This is a genomic window from Sorangium sp. So ce302 (assembly GCF_051530145.1).
In the GTDB taxonomy this organism is placed as follows: Bacteria; Myxococcota_A; Polyangia; order Polyangiales; family Polyangiaceae; genus Sorangium; species Sorangium cellulosum_B.
In genome coordinates, this window is record NZ_CP150326.1 from 2,408,413 (window position 1) to 2,429,563 (window position 21,151).

The 21,151-nt window shown below is 72.4% G+C and carries 16 protein-coding genes; all 16 read left to right on the forward strand.

The window, feature by feature from the left end:
- The first annotated feature begins 328 nt into the window (after positions 1-328).
- The 16 genes from WME73_RS09340 (at position 329) to ftsZ (ending at position 21,110) form a co-directional block, all read left to right on the forward strand.
- Positions 329-2,005, forward strand: coding sequence for a response regulator (locus tag WME73_RS09340; RefSeq protein WP_437915460.1), 1,677 nt, complete (start codon positions 329-331; stop codon positions 2,003-2,005).
- A 71-nt stretch (positions 2,006-2,076) separates the two neighbouring features.
- Positions 2,077-4,227 carry a GYF domain-containing protein gene (locus tag WME73_RS09345; protein WP_437915461.1) on the forward strand — a complete coding sequence of 717 codons (2,151 nt, stop codon included), beginning with the start codon at positions 2,077-2,079 and terminating at the stop codon, positions 4,225-4,227.
- Between the two features lie 98 nt (positions 4,228-4,325).
- On the forward strand, positions 4,326-4,730 hold the full coding sequence (locus tag WME73_RS09350) for a cobalamin B12-binding domain-containing protein (protein ID WP_437745126.1): 405 nt from the start codon (positions 4,326-4,328) through the stop codon (positions 4,728-4,730).
- Positions 4,731-5,240: 510 nt separating this feature from the next.
- On the forward strand, positions 5,241-5,699 hold the full coding sequence (gene mraZ / locus WME73_RS09355) for a division/cell wall cluster transcriptional repressor MraZ (RefSeq protein WP_012234291.1): 459 nt from the start codon (positions 5,241-5,243) through the stop codon (positions 5,697-5,699).
- Entirely contained in the window at positions 5,696-6,643 is a 948-nt protein-coding gene (gene rsmH, locus WME73_RS09360) for a 16S rRNA (cytosine(1402)-N(4))-methyltransferase RsmH (RefSeq protein ID WP_437745127.1), read from the forward strand. The genes mraZ and rsmH overlap by 4 nt, the downstream gene beginning before the upstream one ends.
- Positions 6,640-6,993 carry a hypothetical protein gene (locus WME73_RS09365; RefSeq protein ID WP_437745128.1) on the forward strand — a complete coding sequence of 118 codons (354 nt, stop codon included), beginning with the start codon at positions 6,640-6,642 and terminating at the stop codon, positions 6,991-6,993. The genes rsmH and WME73_RS09365 overlap by 4 nt, the downstream gene beginning before the upstream one ends.
- Positions 6,990-9,077 (forward strand): penicillin-binding protein, encoded by a 2,088-nt coding sequence (locus WME73_RS09370; protein WP_437745129.1) that lies wholly within the window; start codon positions 6,990-6,992, stop codon positions 9,075-9,077. Before WME73_RS09365 ends, WME73_RS09370 begins: the two co-directional genes overlap by 4 nt.
- Entirely contained in the window at positions 9,074-10,678 is a 1,605-nt protein-coding gene (locus tag WME73_RS09375) for a UDP-N-acetylmuramoyl-L-alanyl-D-glutamate--2,6-diaminopimelate ligase (protein ID WP_437915462.1), read from the forward strand. Before WME73_RS09370 ends, WME73_RS09375 begins: the two co-directional genes overlap by 4 nt.
- Positions 10,675-11,805 (forward strand): phospho-N-acetylmuramoyl-pentapeptide-transferase, encoded by a 1,131-nt coding sequence (gene mraY, locus WME73_RS09380; RefSeq protein WP_437745131.1) that lies wholly within the window; start codon positions 10,675-10,677, stop codon positions 11,803-11,805. The genes WME73_RS09375 and mraY overlap by 4 nt, the downstream gene beginning before the upstream one ends.
- Positions 11,806-11,809: 4 nt before the next feature.
- Entirely contained in the window at positions 11,810-13,180 is a 1,371-nt protein-coding gene (gene murD, locus WME73_RS09385) for a UDP-N-acetylmuramoyl-L-alanine--D-glutamate ligase (RefSeq protein ID WP_437915463.1), read from the forward strand.
- Positions 13,177-14,502: a putative lipid II flippase FtsW gene (ftsW, locus tag WME73_RS09390; protein ID WP_437745133.1), complete on the forward strand. Its 1,326-nt coding sequence runs from the start codon at positions 13,177-13,179 to the stop codon at positions 14,500-14,502. Before murD ends, ftsW begins: the two co-directional genes overlap by 4 nt.
- Entirely contained in the window at positions 14,496-15,707 is a 1,212-nt protein-coding gene (murG, locus tag WME73_RS09395) for an undecaprenyldiphospho-muramoylpentapeptide beta-N-acetylglucosaminyltransferase (protein WP_437745134.1), read from the forward strand. The genes ftsW and murG overlap by 7 nt, the downstream gene beginning before the upstream one ends.
- Positions 15,707-17,116 carry a UDP-N-acetylmuramate--L-alanine ligase gene (gene murC, locus WME73_RS09400; protein ID WP_437716583.1) on the forward strand — a complete coding sequence of 470 codons (1,410 nt, stop codon included), beginning with the start codon at positions 15,707-15,709 and terminating at the stop codon, positions 17,114-17,116. The genes murG and murC overlap by 1 nt, the downstream gene beginning before the upstream one ends.
- Entirely contained in the window at positions 17,113-18,144 is a 1,032-nt protein-coding gene (locus WME73_RS09405) for an FtsQ-type POTRA domain-containing protein (RefSeq protein ID WP_437745135.1), read from the forward strand. The genes murC and WME73_RS09405 overlap by 4 nt, the downstream gene beginning before the upstream one ends.
- A gap of 129 nt (positions 18,145-18,273) precedes the next feature.
- A complete protein-coding gene (gene ftsA, locus WME73_RS09410) occupies positions 18,274-19,596 on the forward strand; it encodes a cell division protein FtsA (protein WP_437745136.1) in 1,323 nt (440 codons plus the stop codon).
- A gap of 245 nt (positions 19,597-19,841) precedes the next feature.
- Positions 19,842-21,110: a cell division protein FtsZ gene (ftsZ, locus tag WME73_RS09415; RefSeq protein WP_437745137.1), complete on the forward strand. Its 1,269-nt coding sequence runs from the start codon at positions 19,842-19,844 to the stop codon at positions 21,108-21,110.
- Positions 21,111-21,151: the final 41 nt, after the last annotated feature.

Below are 21,151 nucleotides of genomic sequence, written 5' to 3' on the forward strand. Positions count from 1 at the left end.
TGACCCTACATCGTCGCCATGGCCTCTTCGATGCGTTCGCGGAGCGGGCGCAGCGGGCGCCGTCGCGCCGCCGGCGCATCGCCTGCGCTGCCCGGAGGGTTCCGGAGTAACATGGGCGGATGGTGAGCTCTCGCCTCTGGCGTCGGGACGCGCGCTCGGATCCGCGCGCATCGGGCGGCGTCCTGGCCGCGCTCGACCCGGCCGTATGCCCGAGCCGCCGGCGCACGAGCCCGAGCCGGTCGTGTCGGTCGGATGGCCGCCTTCGCGCGCGGGTCGCGTGCTTGCCCGCGCATTCCTCGTCCATTAGCCTTCGAACTCGGCCCGCGGAATGACGCAAGACGCCAACAAGAAGCCGCTCGGACGCATCCTCCTGCAGCAACGGGCGGTCACCCAGCCCCAGCTCGAACAGGCGCTCCTCGACGCGCGCGCGAAGGGGGTGCCCCTCGCCACGAACCTCATCGAGAGCGGCACCGTCTCCGAGGTCGCTGCGCTGAAGGCCCTCTCCGAGCAGAGCGGGGTTCCTGGCATCGATCTCAACCAGGTCTGCATCAAGCTGAGCGACCTCTCCATCCTCCCCCGCGAGATCGCCGCCAAGCACAAGCTCCTTCCCGTGCTCGTGCGCGAGGATCGCATCCTCGTGGCCATGGCCGCGCCCGCCGACAAGAAGGTGATCGACGAGCTCGAGTTCGTGACCGGCAAGCGCGTCTTCCCGTACATCGCGCTCGCGGGCCCCCTCGTGCGGACCATCGCGGCCGCCTACGACATGAAGGAGCAGGGCGAGCCGTTCTACGTGGGCGCCAAGTGCCCGCCCGAGGTGCTGAAGCGGGCCGGGCTCGGCGCCACGGCGTCGTCCGCCTCCGAGGCGCCGCCCGCGCCCCCGCCAGCCCCTGCGCAGCCCGCGCCGCGCCGGCCTGCGTCCGCCGTGCCCCCGGCGACGGTGGCCCAGGCCCCGGTGGCCCAGGCCCCTGCGGCGCCTGCTCCCAGCGCCGCCCCGCCGCGGCCCGCGCCCGAGCGCTCGCGCGACGACGCGGAGATCTCGTTCGCCGATCTCACCGACGAGCCGAGCCCGCCTGCTGCCCCGTCGCCGGCCCGCCTCTCCCCGGCGGGGCCGCCGCTCGTCGTCGACGACGCCATGCGGAGGGCGGCGGCGGCCGACGAGCTCACGGACACGGATTTCGGCACCGCAGACCGCGATCTCTCCGTCGTCGAGTCGCTCCCGGGCGCAGGCAAGGCGCCGCAGGGCGATCAGACGACGATCCTGGTCGTCGACGACGAGCCGGAGATCCGGAAGCTGCTCCGTCGCATCTTCGAGGAGCGCGGGTACCGTGTGGAGGAGGCCGACCGCGGGCTCCTCGCGCTGCGCATGGTCAAGGAGAATCCGCCCGACGTGATGATCCTCGACGCCATGCTGCCGGAGGTGCACGGCTTCGACATCGCCCGCCGCATGAAGGGCACCCAGCGCTACGGCCACATCCCGATCATCATGATCTCGGCCGTCTACCGCGGGTGGCGGTTCGCGGAGGACCTGAAGTCGAGCTACGGCGTGGAGGCCTACATCGAGAAGCCCTTCCGCGTCGCCGACGTCGTCGCCGCCGTGGAGAACGCGCTCCAGGCGCGCTCGATCCGCGGCGATCAGGACCGGATCTCGGCGGAGGCGGAGCGCCTCCTCGCCGCGGGGATCGCGGCGTATCGCGCGGGCGATTTCGACAAGGCCGTGCGGCACCTGCGCGAGGGCACGGCGATCGACCCGCTCGCGTACCGGCTGCACTTCCACCTCGGCCTGCTCTACGGCAAGCAGGGGCAGCTCTACGACGCCATCCAGGAGCTGGAGACGGCGCTGCACATCAACGGCAAGCACTTCCCCGCGCTGAAGAACCTCGCCGTGCTCTATCAGAAGGCCGGGTTCCGCAACAAAGCCATCGAGACCTGGGAGCGCGCGCTGGGCGTCGCCCCCGATGACCCGACGCGGCAATCGATCAAGGAGCACTTGCTCGGGCTGCTCTGACCGCCTACCCCATGTCGTCTGGGGCCAAGCTGTCGTAGACTGCGCCATTCCACCGGCAGGCGCGTCCTTGGATGAAATTCATCTGCGATAACTGCAAGGCCAAGTACCAGATCGGTGACGAGAAGGTCGCCGGCAAGATGGTGCGGATGCAGTGCCGGCGATGCGGGCACCTCATCCAGGTCAGCGCGAGCGTCACCGAGAGCTCCGTGGCGCGTGCTCTTCCGGTCGAGCCGCCGCGCGAGGCGGGCGACGATGCGTACGTCGCTTCTCCGAGCGACGAGGCGCCGGCGGCGGACGGGGGCGCGGCGAGCCCGTTGAAGCCGCCGCTGGCTTCGTCCCTGGGCCACGGCGCCGCGCCGGCGCCGCCCCGGCCGGCATCCCAGGCCCTGCCGCGCCCGGCGGGCGCTCCTCGACCTCCGGTCGCGCCGCGTGCCGTCCCCGGACCGGCGTCGAGCCCGCGTCCGGCGACCGCACCGCAGGCCTCCCCGGCAGCCCGGGCTGTCCAGCCGGCGCCCGCGGTGCCGGCTCGTTCCCCTGCGCCTGCCGCCAGGGCGGCGGAGCCCACGCCGCCGGCGGGGGCCGCCGGCGCGTTCACGCGCGCGATGTCCAATGACCGCCCGCTCGGGAAGGCGCCGGCCGTGCGCGCCACGGCGAGCGAGGACTGGTACGTCGGGGTCGGCGGCGTCCCGCTCGGCCCGGTGCGGCTCTCGGTCATTCGCGACAAGGCGCTTGCCGGCGCGGTGGACGGCGAGTCGCTCGTCTGGCGCGAGGGCTTCGATGAGTGGCAGCCCCTCAAGAACTTCCCGGAGCTGCTCGAGATCGTCACGCAGGCTCAGTCCACCCGCCTGTCCCCGCCCGCGCGCCGCATCAGCACCACGGGCTCCTCTGTCGGTCAGCCGCAGGCGTCGTCGGCGAAGGCGCCCTCCTCGTCGAGGGTCCCTGCGCTCGGGGGGGCCGCGCCCGCGCGCACGGCGACGCGCGAGCCGGAGCCTCCTGGCCTGAACGAGCAGGCCCCGGCGGTCGCCGCCTTCACCGCGGCGGGGACGCCCGCTGTGTCGGCCCCGCTGCCCGCGCCGGTCGCGTCCGTTACGTCCGTTACGTCCGTTGCGTCCGTTGCGCGCGTCGCCCCGGTTGCGCCAGCAGCGAGCGCGCCGGCCGCATGGCCAGGAGCGCCGGCAGGCGCCGGGCGGACCCACGCCGCGGGCGCTGCGCCGGTGGAGGTGCTCGCCGATCCCTTCGCGGCCGATCGGACGGACCCCGTCGCGTTCGCGCCCGGACCCGAGCTGGCCGCGTCCGCCTCGACCGAGCTCGCTCGCGGGGCCGGCGGCCTGGCCGCGGGCGGGTCGCCCTCTGCGGCGGCGCCCACGGGTGGCCTGGCCGCTGGGGGTGCGCGCTCTGCGACGGCGCCAGCAGGCGGAAGGCTGACCGCGGGGGGCTTGCCCGCCGCGCCGGCAGGGGCCCTCTCCGCCGCGGAGCCCGCACCTCTGGTGGCCACGCCTGGCAGCCTGGTGGAGACGGTCGCGCCAAGGCGGAGATCGGGCATGAGCCCGCTCGCATACGCCTTCATCGCCATGGCCGCGGCGTTCGGTGGCGTCTCCGCTTTCGTCCTGCTCTCCCCGAAGCCGCAGCCCGTGCAGGTCGTGACCGCCCCCCCGCCGCAGAGCCAGCCGGCCGATTTGCCCACGGCGGCCCCGCCGCCGCCGCCGACCGTCGAGCCGGACGCACCTGCACCGGCCGAGACGGCTTCCGCCCGGCCAGAGGTCGCTTCGACGGGCAAGGCGGGCGGCGTCGCGAGCCAGCGCCCTCCGCCGGACAAGCCGGTCGCTCCATCGGCCTCTGCTCAGCTCGACCGGTCCGGGTTCGGCGCTGGGGTCCCCGGCCCCTCGTCAGGGCCGGGCAGCCAGGGGGCCGGCGCCGGTTTGACCCCGCTTTCCCAGGGGGAGATCTCCGGCGTCGTCGAGTCGAACCGCCCCAGCGTCCGCCGCCACTGCTGGCAGCCCGCCCTCGACGCCCGCGCCAGCAACGCGGCCAGCACCGCCAGGGTCTCCGCTTCGGTGGTCATCGCCGCGTCGGGCGCCGTCCAGTCCGTCTCGGCCGGCGGATCGGAGAAGGATTACCCCGGCCTGTCGAGCTGCATCGCCTCCCGGATCAAGTCCTGGCGGTTCCCTCCTTCCTCGGGTTCCACCCCCGTAACGATTCCGTTTGTCTTCGCCGCGCAGTAAGCCCGCTGCTCAGCAAGGATGCACCCCTGCGGAGCGAAGGCCGCTCGATCGGGCGCTTCGCTTTACGTCTGCCCAGGCAGGCGGTAATCGACGCGCTCATGGCAGAGCGCAAAGTCCGAATCCTCGTGGCGAAGCCCGGCCTGGACGGCCACGACCGCGGCGCCAAGGTGGTCGCCAGGGCACTCCGCGATGCGGGCTTCGAGGTGGTCTACACGGGCCTGCACCAGACCCCCGACATGATCGCCTCCGCCGCTGTGCAGGAGGACGTCGACGCCGTGGGGCTGTCGATCATGTCCGGAGCGCACAACACCCTCTTCCCCGCGGTTATCGAAGCGCTCCGGAGCCGCGGGGCCGAGGACATCGTGGTGTTCGGTGGGGGCATCATCCCGGACGAGGACATCGCGCGGCTCCAGAACGCCGGCGTGAAGGGCGTCTTCACCCCCGGGACCACCCTGAAGAGCATCGTGGAGTGGATCCAGACCAACGTGACCCCCCACAGCTGACCGCCGCCGCGGCGCGCCTCCCCACTCTCCCCCACCGCGGCGCGCCTCCCCACTCTCCCCCACCGCGCGCCTCCCCCGCCCGGTTTCCCCCAGAGCCACACGCTCGCTGAGCCCGTCCGGTAACCCGGCTACGCACCCGTTCGCCCGGCCGCGAATCGACGTGCTCAGGGCGGCGATCCGTCTTGCTTGCTTTCCGTCTTGCCAGCGTCTGCCCGACGCGTTCCAGCCCACCTCCGAGCGGCTCCCCACTTCCTCCCACGGTACTTCCCGGGAGCTATTTGTCGATAAATCGCGCTGTTTTGTGGGGTGTGACCTTGAGGGTTTATGTCCTACATAGGTGGCGGATGAGGTCCAGAAATCTCCCAAACTGTTGACACTCGGCACCTCACTCCGTAGCGTGGCGGAGCTTCGTGGGAAGAAGTGGCAGAGAATGTCACGACGCGGCGTGCGCCCGGTGGAGCAACGCGTCGCCAACCCCTCGGCGGGACGGACCAGCCGGAGCTGGGGTCGATGAGCACGATGTTTCGCGGTCACTTCGAGCACGCGATCGACGCGAAGGGGCGCACGAGCCTCCCTTCGCGCTTTCGCGACGTGCTCGCGGCCGCGAACGACCTGCGGATGGTCATCACCCCGGCCCTCTTCGACCCCTGCCTGCACGCGTATCCGATGAAGGCCTGGGAAGAGCTGGAGGCGAAAATTGCAGCACTTCCGCAATTCGATTCGAACGTGGTCGCCTTCCGGCGCCGTTACCTGTCCGCGGCCGTCGAGTGTGACCTTGACAAGCAGGGCCGGATCCTCATCCCGCCGTCCCTCCGCGAGCACGCGGACCTCACGAAGGACGTGCTGTGGGCGGGCATGGGCCAGACGATCGAGCTCTGGTCGCAGGAGCGGTGGAAGGCCGCTCAGCAGATGAGCGAGGTCGAGCTTCAGAGCTTCAAGAACGCAATCGCGGAGCAGTTCCGCCTATGAACGTCGTCAATGTAGTCCCCATGCACCTGCCTCCTCCGCCGCCGCGCCCGCGCGCCGAGCAGCACGTCTCCGTCCTCGGCCGCGAGGTGCTCGCCGCGCTCTCGCCGAGCAGCGAGGGCGTCTATGTCGACGCCACCCTCGGCGCCGGCGGCCACACCGCGACGATCCTCGAGACGCCGGGCGCCCGGGTCATCGGGATCGATCGCGACGAGCGCGCCCTCGCCATCGCGCGCGCCCGGCTCGCCCGCGCGGGGGATCGGGTGACCTACGTTCACGGCGAGTTCTCCGAGATCGAGCGGCACCTCGCGGCCCTCGGCGTGCCGCAGGTGGACGGCCTCGTCGCCGACATCGGCGTGAGCTCCATGCAGCTCGACGACCCGGCCCGCGGCATGAGCTTCCGCGCGGAGGGGCCGCTCGACATGCGGATGGACCCGAGCCGCGGCGAGACGGCGCTCGAGCTCATCGAGCGGCTCAGCGACGAGGAGCTCGCGGACCTCATCTACCGCTACGGCGAGGAGCGCCGCAGCCGGCGGGTCGCGCGCTGCATCAAGCAGGCGGCCGACAGCGGCGAGCTCGTGACGACGCTCGACCTGCGGCGCGCCGTGGTGCGCGCCGTCGGGCCGGCGCGCATCGGCGGCGTCGATCCGGCGACGCGCACGTTCCAGGCGCTGCGCATCGCGGTGAACGGTGAGCTCGACCAGCTCGAGGCGCTGCTCGAGGCGGCGCCCAGGATCATCGCGCCGGGCGGCGTGCTCGCCGTGATCTCGTTCCACTCGCTGGAGGACCGCATCGTCAAGCGCGCGCTGCGCGAGCCGGAGGTCTGGGAGCCGCTGACGAAGAAGCCGGTGACCGCGGGCGACGACGAGGTCGAAGGCAACCCGAGGGCCCGCAGCGCGAAGCTCCGCGCCGCGAGGCGCGTAAGCGGGGCGGAGGCGCTCGCGTGACGCAGCAGCGTCCGTTCCTCATCTTGTGGACGCTCGCGGTGGCCGCGACGGTGGCGGCGTTCATCGTGCACCTCGCGCTGCGAGGGCGCACGGTCGACCTGGGATACAAGCTCGGGCGAGCGCGCGCCGAGCAGGCGCGGCTGCGCGAGGTGAAGCGGGTGCTCTCGCTCGAGGCGGCCAGCTACGAGACGCCGCAGCGCGTGGAGATGGTCGCCCGCTCGCTGCTCGGCATGACGCCGCCCCCGCCCGAGCGCGTGATCCCGGTGCGGGGCTACTCCGCGCCGCCCGGCGAGCGCGAGCCCGAAGGCGAGGAGCCCGGCCGCGCGCCGCCGAGCGGAGGGCAGCCGTGAAGAACCTCGATCCCCGGCGCGCGCGGTGGATCCGCATCCGCATGGGGCTGCTCTGCGGCCTCATGGCGCTCGGCCTGGGCGGCGTCGTGTCCGGCGCCTACCGCATCGAGGTCGAGGACGGGGACGCGTGGTACGACCTCGCCGAGCGGCAGCGCCAGCGGCGGCTCCACATCACGCCGAAGCGCGGCACCATCTACGACCGGAACGGCGCGCCGCTCGCGGAGAGCGTGGAGGTGCCCAGCGTCTCCGTGGACGCGGTCGAGATGCTCCGCGGCATCGAGGAGAAGTACGTCCCGATGCGGATCCAGCAGTACGCGGAGCGCATCGCGCAGGCGCTCTCGCTGCCGCTCGAGGAGGTCGTGGAGAAGCTCGGCCGGCGGCGCCGCTTCGCCTGGCTCAAGCGCCGCATCTCCGAGCAGGAGGTCGAGAACGTCCGCGCGCTCGGGGACAGGACGCAGCGCTACCCGGTGCGCGGGCTCGTGATCGAGGGCGAGGGGCGCCGCTTCTACCCGAACCGCGAGCTCGCCGGCCCGCTGCTCGGCTTCGTCGCCACCGACGGCGAGGGCAAGGAGGGGATCGAGCTCAGCCTGGAGCACGAGCTCCGCGGCAACGCGTCCGAGGTGCGCGGGCTCCGCGATCGCTCGGGCCGGCTCATCTTCTCGGAGGGGATCGAGGACGAGCAGGCGCTCGCCGGGCACAACGTCCACCTGACGATCGACAAGGGCATCCAGTTCACCGCCGAGCGCGAGCTCGAGGCGGCGATGAAGACCTACGAGGCGCTCGGCGGATCGATCGTGGTCGTCGATCCGGAGAGCGGCGAGATCCTCGCCATGGCGAGCGCTCCGGGCTTCAACCCGAACGACTACTCGCAGAGCGATCCAGGGTCCCGGCGCAACCGCTGCGTCGTCGATCGCTTCGAGCCCGGCTCCACGATGAAGGTGTTCGCCATCGCGAGCGCGATCGCGGCGAAGAGCGTCTCCCCCAGCGCGACCATCTACTGCGAGGAGGGGAACATGGCGATCGACAACGTCGTGATCCACGACACGCACATTCACAAGTGGCTGACGGTGCCGCAGATCCTCGCCCAGTCGTCCAACATCGGCACGGCGAAGATCGCGCTCGGGCTCGGCGAGCAGCGGCTCTACGAGGGCTTCCGGCGGTTCGGCTTCGGGGACCTGACCGGCGTGCCGCTGCCGGGCGAGTCCGTGGGCGTGCTGCGGCCGCGCGGCCGCCCGTGGGTCCAGGTCGAGACGGCGGCGGCCTCGTTCGGGCAGGGGATCAGCGTGACCACGCTCCAGCTGGCGATGGCCACGGCGGCGGTCGCCAACCACGGGCGGCTGCTCGAGCCGATCCTGATCAAGCGGGTCACCGACGGCACGGGCGTCACGCTGTCGGAGCCGTCGCCGCGCGTGCGCCGCGACGCGGTGCCGGCGCCGATCGCGCGGATGATGTCGGAGATGCTCGTCGCGGTGACGGAGGGGGACGGGACCGGCGTCGAGGCCGCGATCCCGGGGTTCCGCGTCGCGGGGAAGACGGCCACCGCGCAGAAGATCGATCCCGCGACGGGCAAGTACACCGACACCCACTACGTGGCGTCGTTCGTCGGGTTCGTCCCGGCCGAGCGGCCTCGGATCGCCATCGCGGTGGTGCTCGATGAGCCGATGGGCGGCACGTACGCCGGCGGCTCGGTCGCGGCGCCCGTCTTCCGTCGGATCGGTGAGATGGCGCTGCGCTACCTGGGCGTTACCCCGCGCGGGAGCGTGCCGATGAAGCTGTCGGAGATCAGCGAGCAGTCCGGAGAGGACCTCGCGGCGAGCACCTATCAGGTGCTGAGCGAGGCGCGCGCCGCGGCCGCGCCGATCTCGACGGGGGTGGTCACGCCGTCCGCGCCGCTCAAGGCGGGGGAGCTGCGCGTCCCCGATCTGACGGGGCTGCCGCAGCGCGAGGCCGTGAAGAGCGCCGCTGCGCTCGGGCTCGATCCGAGCGTCGAGGGCACGGGGCGGCTCGCGCGCCAGGAGCCTCCGCCCGGGACCGTGCTGCCCAAGGGATCGCCCCTGAAGCTCATCTTCGAGCCCCCCACATGACGGAGCACGATCACAAGGAAGCCAGCCTAGCCGAGGTCGAGCTCGCGCTCCGCCTCGGCGACGTGCTGCTCGAGATCCCGGGCGCCGCGCTCTCTCCGGCGGGCGCCGCGGACATGGTCGTGACAGGCGTGCACCTCGACTCGCGCAAGGTGAGGCAGGGGGACATCTTCGTCGCGCGCGCGGGCGCGCGCGACCACGGCGAGCGCTTCATCCCCGAGGCCGTGGCGCGCGGCGCGCGGGCGGTGATCGTCGCCCGCGGGAGCGCGGCCGACACGCTCGGCGCCGCGCGCGTCGAGGTCCCCGACGTGCCGCTCGCGCTCGCTCAGGCCGCCGCCGTGGTCTACGGACACCCGACCTTCACGCTCGAGGTCGTCGGCATCACCGGTACGAACGGCAAGACGACGACGGCCCACCTCGTCCAGGCCTGCATCGATCGGTGCGGCGGTCAGGCCGGGATCGTCGGGACGCTCGGCTACCGCTTCGGCGATCTCGATGTCCACGCCTCGCACACGAGCCCCGAGGCGGACGAGCTCGCCCGCGTCTCCGCCGCGATGGTCGCCCGCGGCGCGACGCACCTCGTGATGGAGGTGTCATCGATCGCGCTCGCGGCGAAGCGCGTCGATGCGGTCCGGTTCCGGATCGCCGTCTTCACGAACCTCACGCAGGATCACCTCGACTACCACGGCACGATGGAGGCGTACGCGGCGGCGAAGGCGCGCCTGTTCGTGGATCTCGGCCCCGGCGCCGCGGTCATCAACGTCGACGATCCCTTCGGGCGGCAGCTCGTCGAGATGCTCGCCCCCGGCGGGCTCTCGCGCCCGACGGCGGCGACGCTCGCGCGCTACTCGGCGGAGGTGGGCGTGGGCCCGGACGCCGCGGAGATCGCCCCCGTCGAGCTCGCGCACAGCGCGAGCGGCACGCTCATCCGCGCCCGCACGCCCGTCGGCGAGGTCACCATCCGCTCCCACCTGCTCGGCGCGCACAACGCGTCGAACCTGCTCGCCGCCCTCGCCGTGGCCTACCTGCTCGGGTTCGACGTCGGTGACGCCGCCGCGGCGCTCTCGTCTCCGATCCAGGTCGCGGGCCGCCTGGAGCGCTGCGATACCCCCGACGCCGACGATGTGATCGTGCTCGTCGACTACGCGCACACGCCGGACGCGCTCGCCCGCGTGCTCGCGAGCGTGCGTGCCCTCGGCGGCGGGCGCGTCCTCTGCGTCTTCGGGTGCGGCGGCGACCGCGATCCGCTGAAGCGGCCGCAGATGGGCGAGGCGGTCGGCCGCGCCGCCGACGTCGCCATCGTCACCAACGACAACCCGCGGAGCGAGGACCCGCGCGCGATCGCCGACGCCATCCTGCCGGGGCTCGCCGCCGGGCGCGCGCGCGTCGTCGTCGAGCTCGATCGAGCGCGCGCGATCGAGCGCGCGGTGCTCGACGCCGAGCCGGGGGACGTGGTCCTCCTCGCCGGCAAGGGCCACGAGCCGTACCAGATCATCGGCGGCGTCACGCTGCCGTTCGACGATCGCGACGAGGCGCGGCGCGCGCTCGCCGCGCGCCGCGCGCGCGCCCTCGGCGAGCGGCCGTCGCACGGAGGTGCGGGGTGATCTACGAGCTCTTCTACCCGCTCAAGTTCCACTACGGCTGGCTGAGCTGGCTCAACGTCCTCCGCTACATCCCGTTCCGCACGATCATGGCGACGATCACCGCCATGGTGCTGACGTTCGTGCTCGCGCCGTGGTTCATCCGCGAGCTCCGGCGGAAGCAGATCGGGCAGGTGGTCCGCGCCGAGGGGCCGGAGACGCACAAGATCAAGGCGGGCACGCCGACGATGGGCGGCGCGCTCATCCTGCTCTCCCTGCTGCTCCCCACCGTGCTGTGGGCCGACCTCAGGAACCCCTTCGTCCTCGCGACGACGGCCGTCACCGCGGGCTACGGCGTCATCGGCTACCTGGACGACTTCCTCAAGATCAAGCGGCGGAGCAGCGGGGGCCTGCCCGGGCGCTACAAGCTCATCGGCCAGGTGCTGATCGGCGGCGCGGCCGTGGCCTACACGTTCCTGCTCGCGTCCAAGCTCCCGCCGGACTGGGCGGAGATCAGGACGCGGCTCGCGATCCCGTTCGTCGCGTTCTCGAAGTACCCGATCGAGCTGCCGCTCTACGTCTACATCCCGTTCGCCGTCTTCGTCGTGGTCGCCACGTCGAACGCCGTGAACCTCACCGACGGCCTCGACGGCCTCGCGATCGGCCCGGTGATCATCAACGCGGGGACCTACCTCATCCTCGCGTACATCGTCGGCGCCTCCATCGCGAGCTTCTCGCTCGCGGCCTACCTCGACATCCCGGCGATCGCGTCGGCCGGCGAGCTGTCGGTGTACTGCGGCTCGGTCATCGGCGCGGGGATCGGGTTCCTCTGGTACAACACGTACCCCGCCCAGGTCTTCATGGGGGACGTCGGGTCGCTCGCCCTCGGAGGCGGGCTCGGGATGCTCGCCGTCTTCACCAAGAACGAGCTCCTGTCGATCATCCTCGGGGGGATCTTCTTCATCGAGACGGTCAGCGTCATCACGCAGGTCCTCTCGTTCAAGCTCACCGGCAAGCGCGTCTTCTTGATGGCGCCGATCCACCACCACTACGAGAAGAAGGGGTGGGCGGAGCCCAAGATCATCGTCCGCTTCTGGATCATCTCCATCCTCCTGGCGCTGGTGTCCCTGGCGTCGATGAAGCTGCGGTGAGGGCATGATGGACGTCCGCGGGCGAACAGTGATCGTCGTGGGTCTCGGCCGGAGCGGCGTCGCGGCCGCGCGCCTCCTGAACACGCGCGGCGCGCGCGTGATCGCGAACGACGGCGCGCCGCGCGAGCGGCTCTCCGCCGCGGCCGCGGCCCTCGAGGGCGAGGGCGTCGTCCTCGCGCCGGGAGGGCACGATCCGGCGCTGTTCGACGGCGCCGACCTCGTGGTCGTCTCGCCGGGCGTGCCGTCGTTCCCTGCGCTCGACGCCGTCGCTCGCTCCGGGCGCGAGGTCATCGGCGAGCTCGAGCTCGCGTCGCGCTTCGTGTCGGCGCCCGTCGTGCTCGTCGGCGGGACCAACGGCAAGAGCACGACGACGGCGCTCACGGGCGCGATGCTCGAGCGGGCCGGCCTCCGCACGTTCGTCGGCGGCAATTTCGGGACCCCCCTCGCCGAGGTCGTCGACCAGACGTGGGACGTGCTCGTCCTCGAGATCTCGAGCTTCCAGGCGGAGCGCGTGCCGACGCTGCACGCGCGCGCCCACGCGCTGCTGAACATCACGGACGATCACCTCGATCGCTACGCGAGCTTCGCGGCGTACGCCGACGCGAAGGGCAACCCGTTCGAGCGCATGACGCCCGACGACGTCGCGGTCGTCCCCTTCGGCGACGAGCTCGTCGCCCGACAGGCGGCGCGCGGGCGCGCCCGCGTCGTGACGTTCAGCGCGCGCGACGCCCGCGCGGACGTGAGCGCCGCGGGGGGCGCGATCGTCGATCGCGTCGCCGGCGCCCGCTACCCGCTGGATCGCGTGCGGCTCGCGGGCGCGCACAACCTCGCGAACGCCTGCGCCTCCGTCGCGCTCGCCGCCGCGCTCGGCGCCCCCGCGGCGGCGATCGGCGACGCGCTCTCGGGCTTCGAGGGGCTCGCGCACCGGACCGCGCTCGTCGCGGACGTCGACGGGGTCCGCTATTACGACGACTCGAAGGGGACCAACGTCGGCGCCTCCGTCGCCGCGCTCTCCGGCCTGATCGAGGCGAAGGCCGTCCTGATCGCGGGCGGGCGCGACAAGCTAGGCGACTACGCCCCGCTCGTGTCCGCGCTGCGCGAGCGGGGGCGCGCCCTCGTCGTCCTCGGCGAGGCCGCGGACCGCATCGCCGCAGCGGCCGCCGGCGTCCTGCCGATCGCGCGGGCGGGCTCGATGACGGAGGCGGTCCTCGCCGCGCGCTCCCTCGCCCGGCCGGGCGACGCGGTGCTGCTCAGCCCCGCGTGCTCCAGCTTCGATATGTTCCGCGACTACAAGGACCGCGGCGACGCCTTCGTCCGCGCGGTCCGCGAGCTCCAGGGAGCTGGCGGCAGGGCCGCCGGGGAGGTGGCGTCGTGACGTCGTGGAGCAGCGCGTTCGGCGCGCGCGCCGACGCACCCAAGAACCGGCACGTCGGTCCCCCCGACCAGGAGAAGGCGGCGCCGGGCGGGATCGCGGCGGCCGCCGAGGCCTTCTGGAAGGTGCGATCGAGCCCGTCGGGCCCGGTCGACGCCCTCCTCGCGGCGGTCGTCACGGCGCTCATCGGCTTCGGCGTGGTGATGGTCTACAGCGCCAGCGCCGTCGAGGCGACGGTCCGCTACAAGGACGCGCAGTTCTTCCTCAAGCGTCAGGCGGTCTACGCGGTCCTTTCGATCGCCACGATGTGGATCACGAGCCGCATCGATCACCGCCGGCTCAAGGTCCTCACGTACCCGGTGCTCATCACCGTCACCGGGATGCTCGTCGCCTGCGTGGCGGGGCTCGGCCACAAGGCCGGCAACGCCTACCGCTGGATCTCGCTCGGCCCTGTCCACGTGCAGCCGGCCGAGGTGGCGAAGCTCGCGATCGTGCTCTGGCTCGCCTACTCGCTGTCGAAGAAGGCCGAGCGCATCAAGTCGTTCTCGGTCGGCTTCCTCCCGCACCTCCTCGTCGTCGGGCTCTTGATGCTCCTCTGCCTCAAGCAGCCCGACTTCGGAAGCGCGGTCGTGCTGCTCTTCCTGACCTTCACGCTGCTGTTCGTGGCGGGCGCGCGCGTCCCGTACATCGCCGCGTTCTCCATGCTGCTGGCGTTCGCCGGCGCCGCGCTCGTTCGCTTCAGCGGGTACCGCTACGCGCGCTACCTCGCGTGGATCGACATGGACAACAACCGCGCGGACCTCGCCTACCAGCCGTTCCAGTCGGTCATGAGCTTCGGCTCGGGCGGGCTCTTCGGTCTCGGCCTCGGGCGAGGGCTGCAGGTGCTCTACCTGCCGGAGGCGCACACCGATTTCGTGTCCGCGATCGTCGGCGAAGAGCTCGGCTTCGTCGGCATCGTCGGTCTGTGCGCGGCATACCTCGTCATCGTCTCGCGGGGCGTGAAGATCGCCCTCGAGGCGGCCGACGACTACGGCAGCTTCATGGCGTTCGGCATCGCGACGCTCTTCGGGGTGCAGGCGATGACGAACCTCGCCGTCGCGATGGCGATCCTCCCCACGAAGGGGCTCACGTTGCCGTTCCTCAGCTACGGCGGCTCCTCGTTGCTCGTGAACGCCGCGGCCGCGGGCATCCTGCTCAGCATCAGCCGATCGCGGACCGTCGTGGCCCCCGTGAAGCGCGGCGAGGCGGGCGCTTCGCCCGTCCCGCACGCGCCGAGCGCGTCGGCCGTGGTCGCCGCGTCGGCCGAGGAGGGCGGCGCATGGTGACCGTGCTCATCGCCGGAGGCGGCACCGGCGGCCATGTCTTCCCGATGATCGCCGTGGGCGACGCCGTCCGCGCTGCGGCGCCCGACGCGCGCGTCGTCTACGTCGGCACCGCGCGCGGCATCGAGGTGCGCGTGATGGGCGAGCGCGGCGACAACCTCGAGCTGCTCCACGTCCTGCCGCTCCGCGGGGGCGGCCTCTCCGGCTTCGTGCGCGGCGCTGCCCGCGCGGGCAGCGTCCTCCCGGAGGCGAGGCGGCTCGTCGAGCGGCTCGACGCCCGCGTGGCGCTCTCGCTCGGCGGGTACGCCGGCGGACCGGTCTCGCTCGCTGCCCGCTCGCTCGGCGTTCCGGTCGCGATCCTGGAGCCGAACAGCGTCCTCGGACTGTCGAACCGGCTGCTCGCGCCCATCGTCGATCGCGCGTACGTCGCCTTCCCGGAGACGGCGCGCGCGCTGCGCCCGAGCACCGTGCGCCTCTTCGGCGTCCCCCTCCGGCGCGCCTTCGCCCGCGCCCCGTACGCGCCGCGCGAAGGCGCGCTCCGCCTGCTGGTTCTCGGCGGCAGCCAGGGCGCGCTGGCGCTGAACGACGTCGTCCCTCGCGCGATCGCGCGAGGCCGCGAGCGCGGCGTCGACCTCGAGGTGGTGCACCAGACGGGCAGGGATCGCGAGGCCGCGGTCCGTTCGCTCTACGCCGAGCTCGGCCTGGCAGGGCGCGCGCGCGTCGTCCCGTTCATCGACGACGTGGCGGAGGCGCTCGCCGCGGCCGACGTCGTGATCGCCCGCGCGGGCGCGTCGACGCTCGCCGAGCTCTGCGCTGTCGGGCGCCCATCAATCCTGATTCCGTACCCGTTCGCGGCCGACAACCACCAGCTGAGGAACGCGCAATCCCTCGAGCGGGCCTCCGCCGCGGTCGCGATCGCCCAGGGCGACGCCACCGAGATGCGCCTCGCCGACGAGATCGCCCGGCTCGCGGCCGCGCCGGCGCTCCGGGCCCGCATGGCGGACGCGGCGGCGGCCTTCGCCACGCGGGATGCCGCGGCGCGCGTCGCCGCCGATCTGCTCGAGCTCGCGCGGGCTCCGCGCCACCGCGCGCTGCGCTTCCCCACCCTCGGAGGGCGCGCGGCGCGCGCTGGCGAGGCGCAGCGCGGCGCCGTGACGAACCAGGCCGCGCCGCTCGGCGCTGGCCTCGGCTGGGAGGAGGCAGGCTGATGTTCCGCGGTCGCGTTCGCCACGTCCATTTCGTCGGCATCGGGGGCGTCGGGATGAGCGGCCTCGCCGAGATCCTGCGCTCGCTCGAGTTCGAGGTCTCCGGCTCGGATCTCAAGGAGAGCTCGACGACGCGGCGGCTCACGTCGCTCGGCGTCCGGATCGACATCGGCCACCGCGCCGAGAACGTCCGCGGCGTCGATGTCGTCGTGTACTCGAGCGCCATCCGCCCCGAGAACCCCGAGCTCACCGAGGCGCGCGCGCTCGGCACCCCGGTGATCGGGCGCGCGGAGATGCTCGCCGAGCTGATGCGCGTGAAGTACGGCGTCGCGATCGCGGGCTCGCACGGCAAGACCACCACGACCTCCCTGGTCGCCACGGTCCTGCGCGCCGCCGGCCTCGATCCCACCGTCGTCGTCGGCGGCAAGATGGCGGCGCTCGGCACGAACGCGCGGCTCGGCGCCGGTGACCTGCTCGTCGCCGAGGCCGACGAGAGCGACGGATCGTTCCTGCGGCTCACCCCGACGATCGCGGTCGTCACCAACATCGACCCCGAGCACCTCGATCACTACGGCACGCACGAGCGCATCAAGGACGCCTTCGTCGAGTTCGCCGCGCGCGTCCCGTTCTACGGGCTCGCCGTGCTCTGCCTCGACCACCCGCACGTCCAGGATCTGCTCCCGCGCATCCCGCGCCGCCACGTCACGTACGGCGTCTCGCCGCAGTCGGACTACTCGGCGCGCGGCATCCAGTTCCGCGGCCTCGAGACGAGCTTCAACGCGTACCGCCGAGGGGAGCCGCTCGGCGGGTTCACGGTGAAGATGCCGGGCGCGCACAACGTCCTCAACTGCCTCGCCACCATCGCGGTCGCGGACGAGCTCGAGGTGCCGCTCGACGTCACCAAGCAGGCGCTGGCCACGTTCGGCGGCGTCGCTCGCCGCTTCACCGTCGTCGGGTCGATCGGGGGCGTCACGATGATCGACGACTACGGCCACCACCCGGCCGAGATCCGCGCCACCATCGACGCGGCCCGCCGGGCGTTCCCCGGCGAGGATCACCGCGTCGTCGTGGCCTTCCAGCCGCACCGGCACACCCGCACGCGCGATCTCTTCGACGAGTTCACGCGCGCCTTCAACCAGGCCGACGTCCTGCTCGTCACGGACATCTACGCCGCGGGCGAGCCGCCGATCCCCGGCGTCACCGCGGAGCGCCTCGTCCAGTCGATCCGGGAGCACGGCCACCACGACGCGCGCTTCATCGCCGACAAGGCCGACCTCCCGGAGGCCCTCGAGAAGATCGCCCGGCCCGGCGACGTCGTCATCGCGCTCGGCGCGGGCGACGTGAACGCGTGCGTGCGGGGGCTCAAGGCGCGGCTCGAGGCGAAGTCGCCGCCGCAGGAGGGCAGCTCATGACCGAGCGTCCCAGCGCGCCCCCGCCGAACCGCCGCCGCTCGCTGCCGTCGGTGCCCGCGGCGCCGCCGGTCCGGGCGGCCTCGCGCGGCTCGAAGCCCGAGCCCGTGGCGGCGGTGCCGCCGAAGAACGAGCGCGTGCGCGCGTCGACCCCGTCGTCGCACGAGTCGCCGGCCCCGCCCGCGACGAGCGTCTCCGTGCGCCCGCCGCGCGCGATCGACCGCGGAGAGCGCGCCGCCGAGGGCGCGCCCTCGGCGGCGCGCCCTCGGCGGCCGATCGCGCGCCACCTCCGCGCCCTGCAGCTGCTCGCGGGCGCCGCCGTCGTGCTCGTCGCCTCGACCGCCGTCGCGTGGGGCGCGCGCCGCTACATCGTGTCGAGCCCTCGCTTCGCCGTGCGCACGGTGCTCGTCGACGGCGTCCAGCGCCGGACCGCTGAGCAGGTGGCCAGCTCCGGCGGCATCGAGGTGGGCAAGAACATCTTCACGCTCGATCTCGAGCTCGCCGGCGCCTCGATCGCCACCGACCCCTGGATCGAGAAGGCGACGGTCACGCGCAGGCTCCCCTCGACGATCCACGTCGACGTCGTCGAGCGGGAGGCGCAGGCCCTGGTCGCGATCGGCGGCGATCTCTACCTCGCGACGCGCGACGGCGAGCTCTTCAAGGAGCTCGCTGGCGACGACCCCGTCGACCTCCCGATCGTCACGGGGATCACCGGCGAACAGGTGGCGCGGGATCGCCCCGGCGTCGTCATCGCGGTCCGGCGTCTGCTCGACGTGGTCGAGGACCTGGAGCGCGCCGGCGTCGCGCGCCGCTATCCGACCCAGGAGCTCCACGTCGAGCGGGACGGGTCGATCGTCGTCACCATCGGAAAGGAGGCGATCTCGCTCCACCTCGGGCAGCCGCCCTACCGGGACAAGGTCGCCCAGGCGTCGCGGGTGCTCACCGAGCTCGCCCAGCGAAAGGCGAACGCGTCGGTGATCTTCCTCGACAACGACGCGCACCCCGAGCGCGTCGTGGTGAGGATGAGATGAGCGCCGTCGGGCCCGCTCTCCGCGCCGGCGATCGCCGAGCAAAACTTGGCCGGTGCTGCTGGCTCATGGCAGCGTCGTGCCCGCCTTACACGCGCATGGGGCTCGTCCCCGCATGAGGTGGTGCACGCAATGAAGAGCCGGATGGAGACTACTGAGATCGTCGTCGGACTCGACATCGGGACGACCAAGGTCTCGGCGGTCGTTGGCGAGATCGACGCTGATGGGATCACCATCCTCGGGGTGGGCAACGTCCCGTGCCGCGGCCTGCGGAAGGGCGTGGTGAGCAACATCGACTGGACGGTGCGCTCGATCGCCGAGGCGATCGAGGCCGCCCAGACGATGGCGGGCGTCGAGATCCGCACCGTGTATGCCGGCGTCGCGGGCAGCCACATCCGCTGCCAGCAGTCCGACGGCGTCGCCGCGGTCTCCGGCGGCGAGGTCACGCGTCTGGACGTCGAGCGCGTCCTCGAGGGCGCGCGGGCCATCCCTGTCGACGCCGATCGTCAGATCCTGCACGTCCTGCCGCGCGAGTTCACGGTCGACAACCAGGACGGCATCCGCGACCCGGTCGGGATGAGCGGCGTCCGGCTCGGCGTGAAGGTGAACCTGATCACGGCCGCGACCTCGTGCGTGCAGAACGTCGTCCGCTGCGCGGAGCGCTGCGGCCTCACCGTGGCCGACGTGGTACTGGAGCCGCTCGCCAGCGCCGAGGCGGTGCTCTCCGAGGACGAGAAGGAGATCGGCGTCGCCATCATCGACATCGGCGGCGGTACGACGGACCTGCTCCTCTACGTGGACGGCGGAATCGCGCACGCCAGCGTGATCCCGGCGGGCGGCAACAACGTGACGGCCGACATCGCCGCCGGGTTGCGCACGCCGATGGGCGAGGCCGAGCGCCTCAAGCGCAACGCCGGCTGCGCCCTGGGCCGAATGGTGGGCGACGAGGAGGAGATCGAGGTCCCCGGCGTCGGCGGGCACATGCCGCGCAAGGCGGCGCGCCGCGTCCTGTCGGACATCATCGAGCCGCGCGTCGAGGAGATCTTCGCGGTCATCCGCAAGCGGATCGAGGACACCGGGATGCTCGAGCAGCTCTCGGCCGGCGCGGTGGTCACCGGCGGCGGCGTCCTCATGGAAGGGATGACAGAGTTCGCCGAGGAGATCCTCGGGATGCCCGTGCGCCTCGGCGTGCCGGTCGGCGTGCGAGGCATCACGCAGCTCGTGGCCGGCCCGCAGTACGCGACGGGCGTGGGCCTCGTTCAGTACGGCGCCAACGCACTCGCGCAGGCGCGCGCGCTCACGCCGGTGACGCTCGACGCCGGCCACGCCGGGCGCGCGGAGATCCGTCGCGAGAAGCTCCGCGAGCGCGAGTCGCGTCGAGATGTCGTCGAAGAAATGGCGATTGAAAAGAGGTCGAGCGGGAGGTTCTGGAACTGGCTTCGAGCAGCATTCTAGGCATGACGTGGCAAGAGAAAGTTGTTAGAGAATTGGGTTTGAGAGGATCCGATAGCGCACTGGCGATCCCTCTTGAACGCGAAGTCAAGAGGGTTTGAAGCGCGGTGTTCGAAGGGGAAGAGGCGCCCCTCCGAATGCCGTCCGGAGCGAGGACGTCCTCGCGCACTGAGGGTTCCGCGCCGCTCGACCTCCGTAGGGGTCGGCGCCGGGCCGAGCGGCTAGCTGTACTTCCCCGGGAGGAGTTCATGAGTTTCTCCATCGAGTTTGCCGACGAGCACACCGGGTACGACGCCCGGATCAAGGTCATCGGTTGTGGCGGTTCTGGCGGCAATGCAGTCAACACGATGATCAACTTCGGCCTCGAGGGCGTGGAGTTCATCGTCGTCAACACCGACGCCCAGGCGCTCGGATCGAGCCTCGCCCCGACCAAGCTCCACATCGGAGCGAGCGTCACGCGCGGTCTCGGCGCGGGCGCCGATCCCGAGAAGGGCCGCAAGGCGGCGCTCGAGGACGTGACGCGGGTGAAGGAGTGCCTCCAGGGCGCGGACATGGTGTTCGTCACCGCGGGGATGGGCGGCGGCACGGGCACGGGCGCCGCGCCGGTCATCGCGCAGCTCGCGCGCGAGGAGGGCTGCCTCACCGTCGGCGTCGTGACGAAGCCGTTCTTCTTCGAGGGCAAGCAGCGCTCGCGCCGCGCCGAGCTCGGCCTAGCGATGCTCGCGGAGCACGTCGACACGCTCATCACGATCCCGAACCAGAAGCTCCTCTCGCTGGGCGACGAGGACCTCTCGTTCGTCGAGGCGTTCCGCAAGGCGGACGAGGTGCTCTATCAGGCGATCAAGGGCATCAGCGATCTCATCACGCAGAACGGGATCGTGAACGTCGACTTCGCGGACGTGAAGACGGTGATGTCGAACATGGGCCGCGCGCTCATGGGCACCGGCTGCGCGAAGGGGCAGGGCCGCGCTCGCCTCGCCGCCGAGATGGCCGTCAGCTCGCCGCTGCTCGACGACATCTCGGTCGAGGGCGCGACCGGCGTGCTCATCAACATCGTCGGCGGCCCCGACATGCGGATGCGCGAGATCGAGGAGGCCGCGACGCTCGTGCAGGAGCAGGCGCACGAGGACGCGAACATCATCTTCGGCGCGACGATCGACGAGAACATGGGCGAGATGATCAAGGTGACGGTCATCGCGACCGGCTTCGACCACCTCGTCGCCGAGGTCCCGCAGCAGCTCGCGAGCGCCGCGCAGCCGCGCGCCACCGCGCACTCCATCGGAGCGTCGCTGGCCGCAGCGGCCGGGCCGATGTCGGGCCGCTCCGCCCCGAGCGCTCCTCCCATGCCCATGACGCAGCGCCAGCCGCACCGGCACGAGGAGGTCGCGTATCCGACCACCCGTCGGCCCGCGCCGCAGGTCCAGGCGGCAGGCGGCAGCCCGCGCGACCGCGCGAGCTTCGTCCCTCCGCTCGACGCCGACTGGGACACGCCCGCGTTCCAGCGCCGGGGCCAGTAGAAGCGCCGCAGCCTGCACGGACGACGTCCCGGCGCGCAGCC

Excerpts from the sequence above, each read along its gene's own strand:
- murG (WP_437745134.1), top strand. The coding sequence starts at position 14,496 with ATGGTGACCGTGCTCATCGCCGGAGGCGGCACCGGCGGCCATGTCTTC.
- murC (WP_437716583.1), top strand. The coding sequence starts at position 15,707 with ATGTTCCGCGGTCGCGTTCGCCACGTCCATTTCGTCGGCATCGGGGGC.
- WME73_RS09345 (WP_437915461.1), top strand. The coding sequence starts at position 2,077 with ATGAAATTCATCTGCGATAACTGCAAGGCCAAGTACCAGATCGGTGAC.
- ftsA (WP_437745136.1), top strand. The coding sequence starts at position 18,274 with ATGAAGAGCCGGATGGAGACTACTGAGATCGTCGTCGGACTCGACATC.
- WME73_RS09375 (WP_437915462.1), top strand. The coding sequence starts at position 9,074 with ATGACGGAGCACGATCACAAGGAAGCCAGCCTAGCCGAGGTCGAGCTC.
- rsmH (WP_437745127.1), top strand. The coding sequence starts at position 5,696 with ATGAACGTCGTCAATGTAGTCCCCATGCACCTGCCTCCTCCGCCGCCG.
- WME73_RS09340 (WP_437915460.1), top strand. The coding sequence starts at position 329 with ATGACGCAAGACGCCAACAAGAAGCCGCTCGGACGCATCCTCCTGCAG.
- WME73_RS09350 (WP_437745126.1), top strand. The coding sequence starts at position 4,326 with ATGGCAGAGCGCAAAGTCCGAATCCTCGTGGCGAAGCCCGGCCTGGAC.
- murD (WP_437915463.1), top strand. The coding sequence starts at position 11,810 with ATGATGGACGTCCGCGGGCGAACAGTGATCGTCGTGGGTCTCGGCCGG.
- ftsZ (WP_437745137.1), top strand. The coding sequence starts at position 19,842 with ATGAGTTTCTCCATCGAGTTTGCCGACGAGCACACCGGGTACGACGCC.
- mraZ (WP_012234291.1), top strand. The coding sequence starts at position 5,241 with ATGAGCACGATGTTTCGCGGTCACTTCGAGCACGCGATCGACGCGAAG.
- WME73_RS09405 (WP_437745135.1), top strand. The coding sequence starts at position 17,113 with ATGACCGAGCGTCCCAGCGCGCCCCCGCCGAACCGCCGCCGCTCGCTG.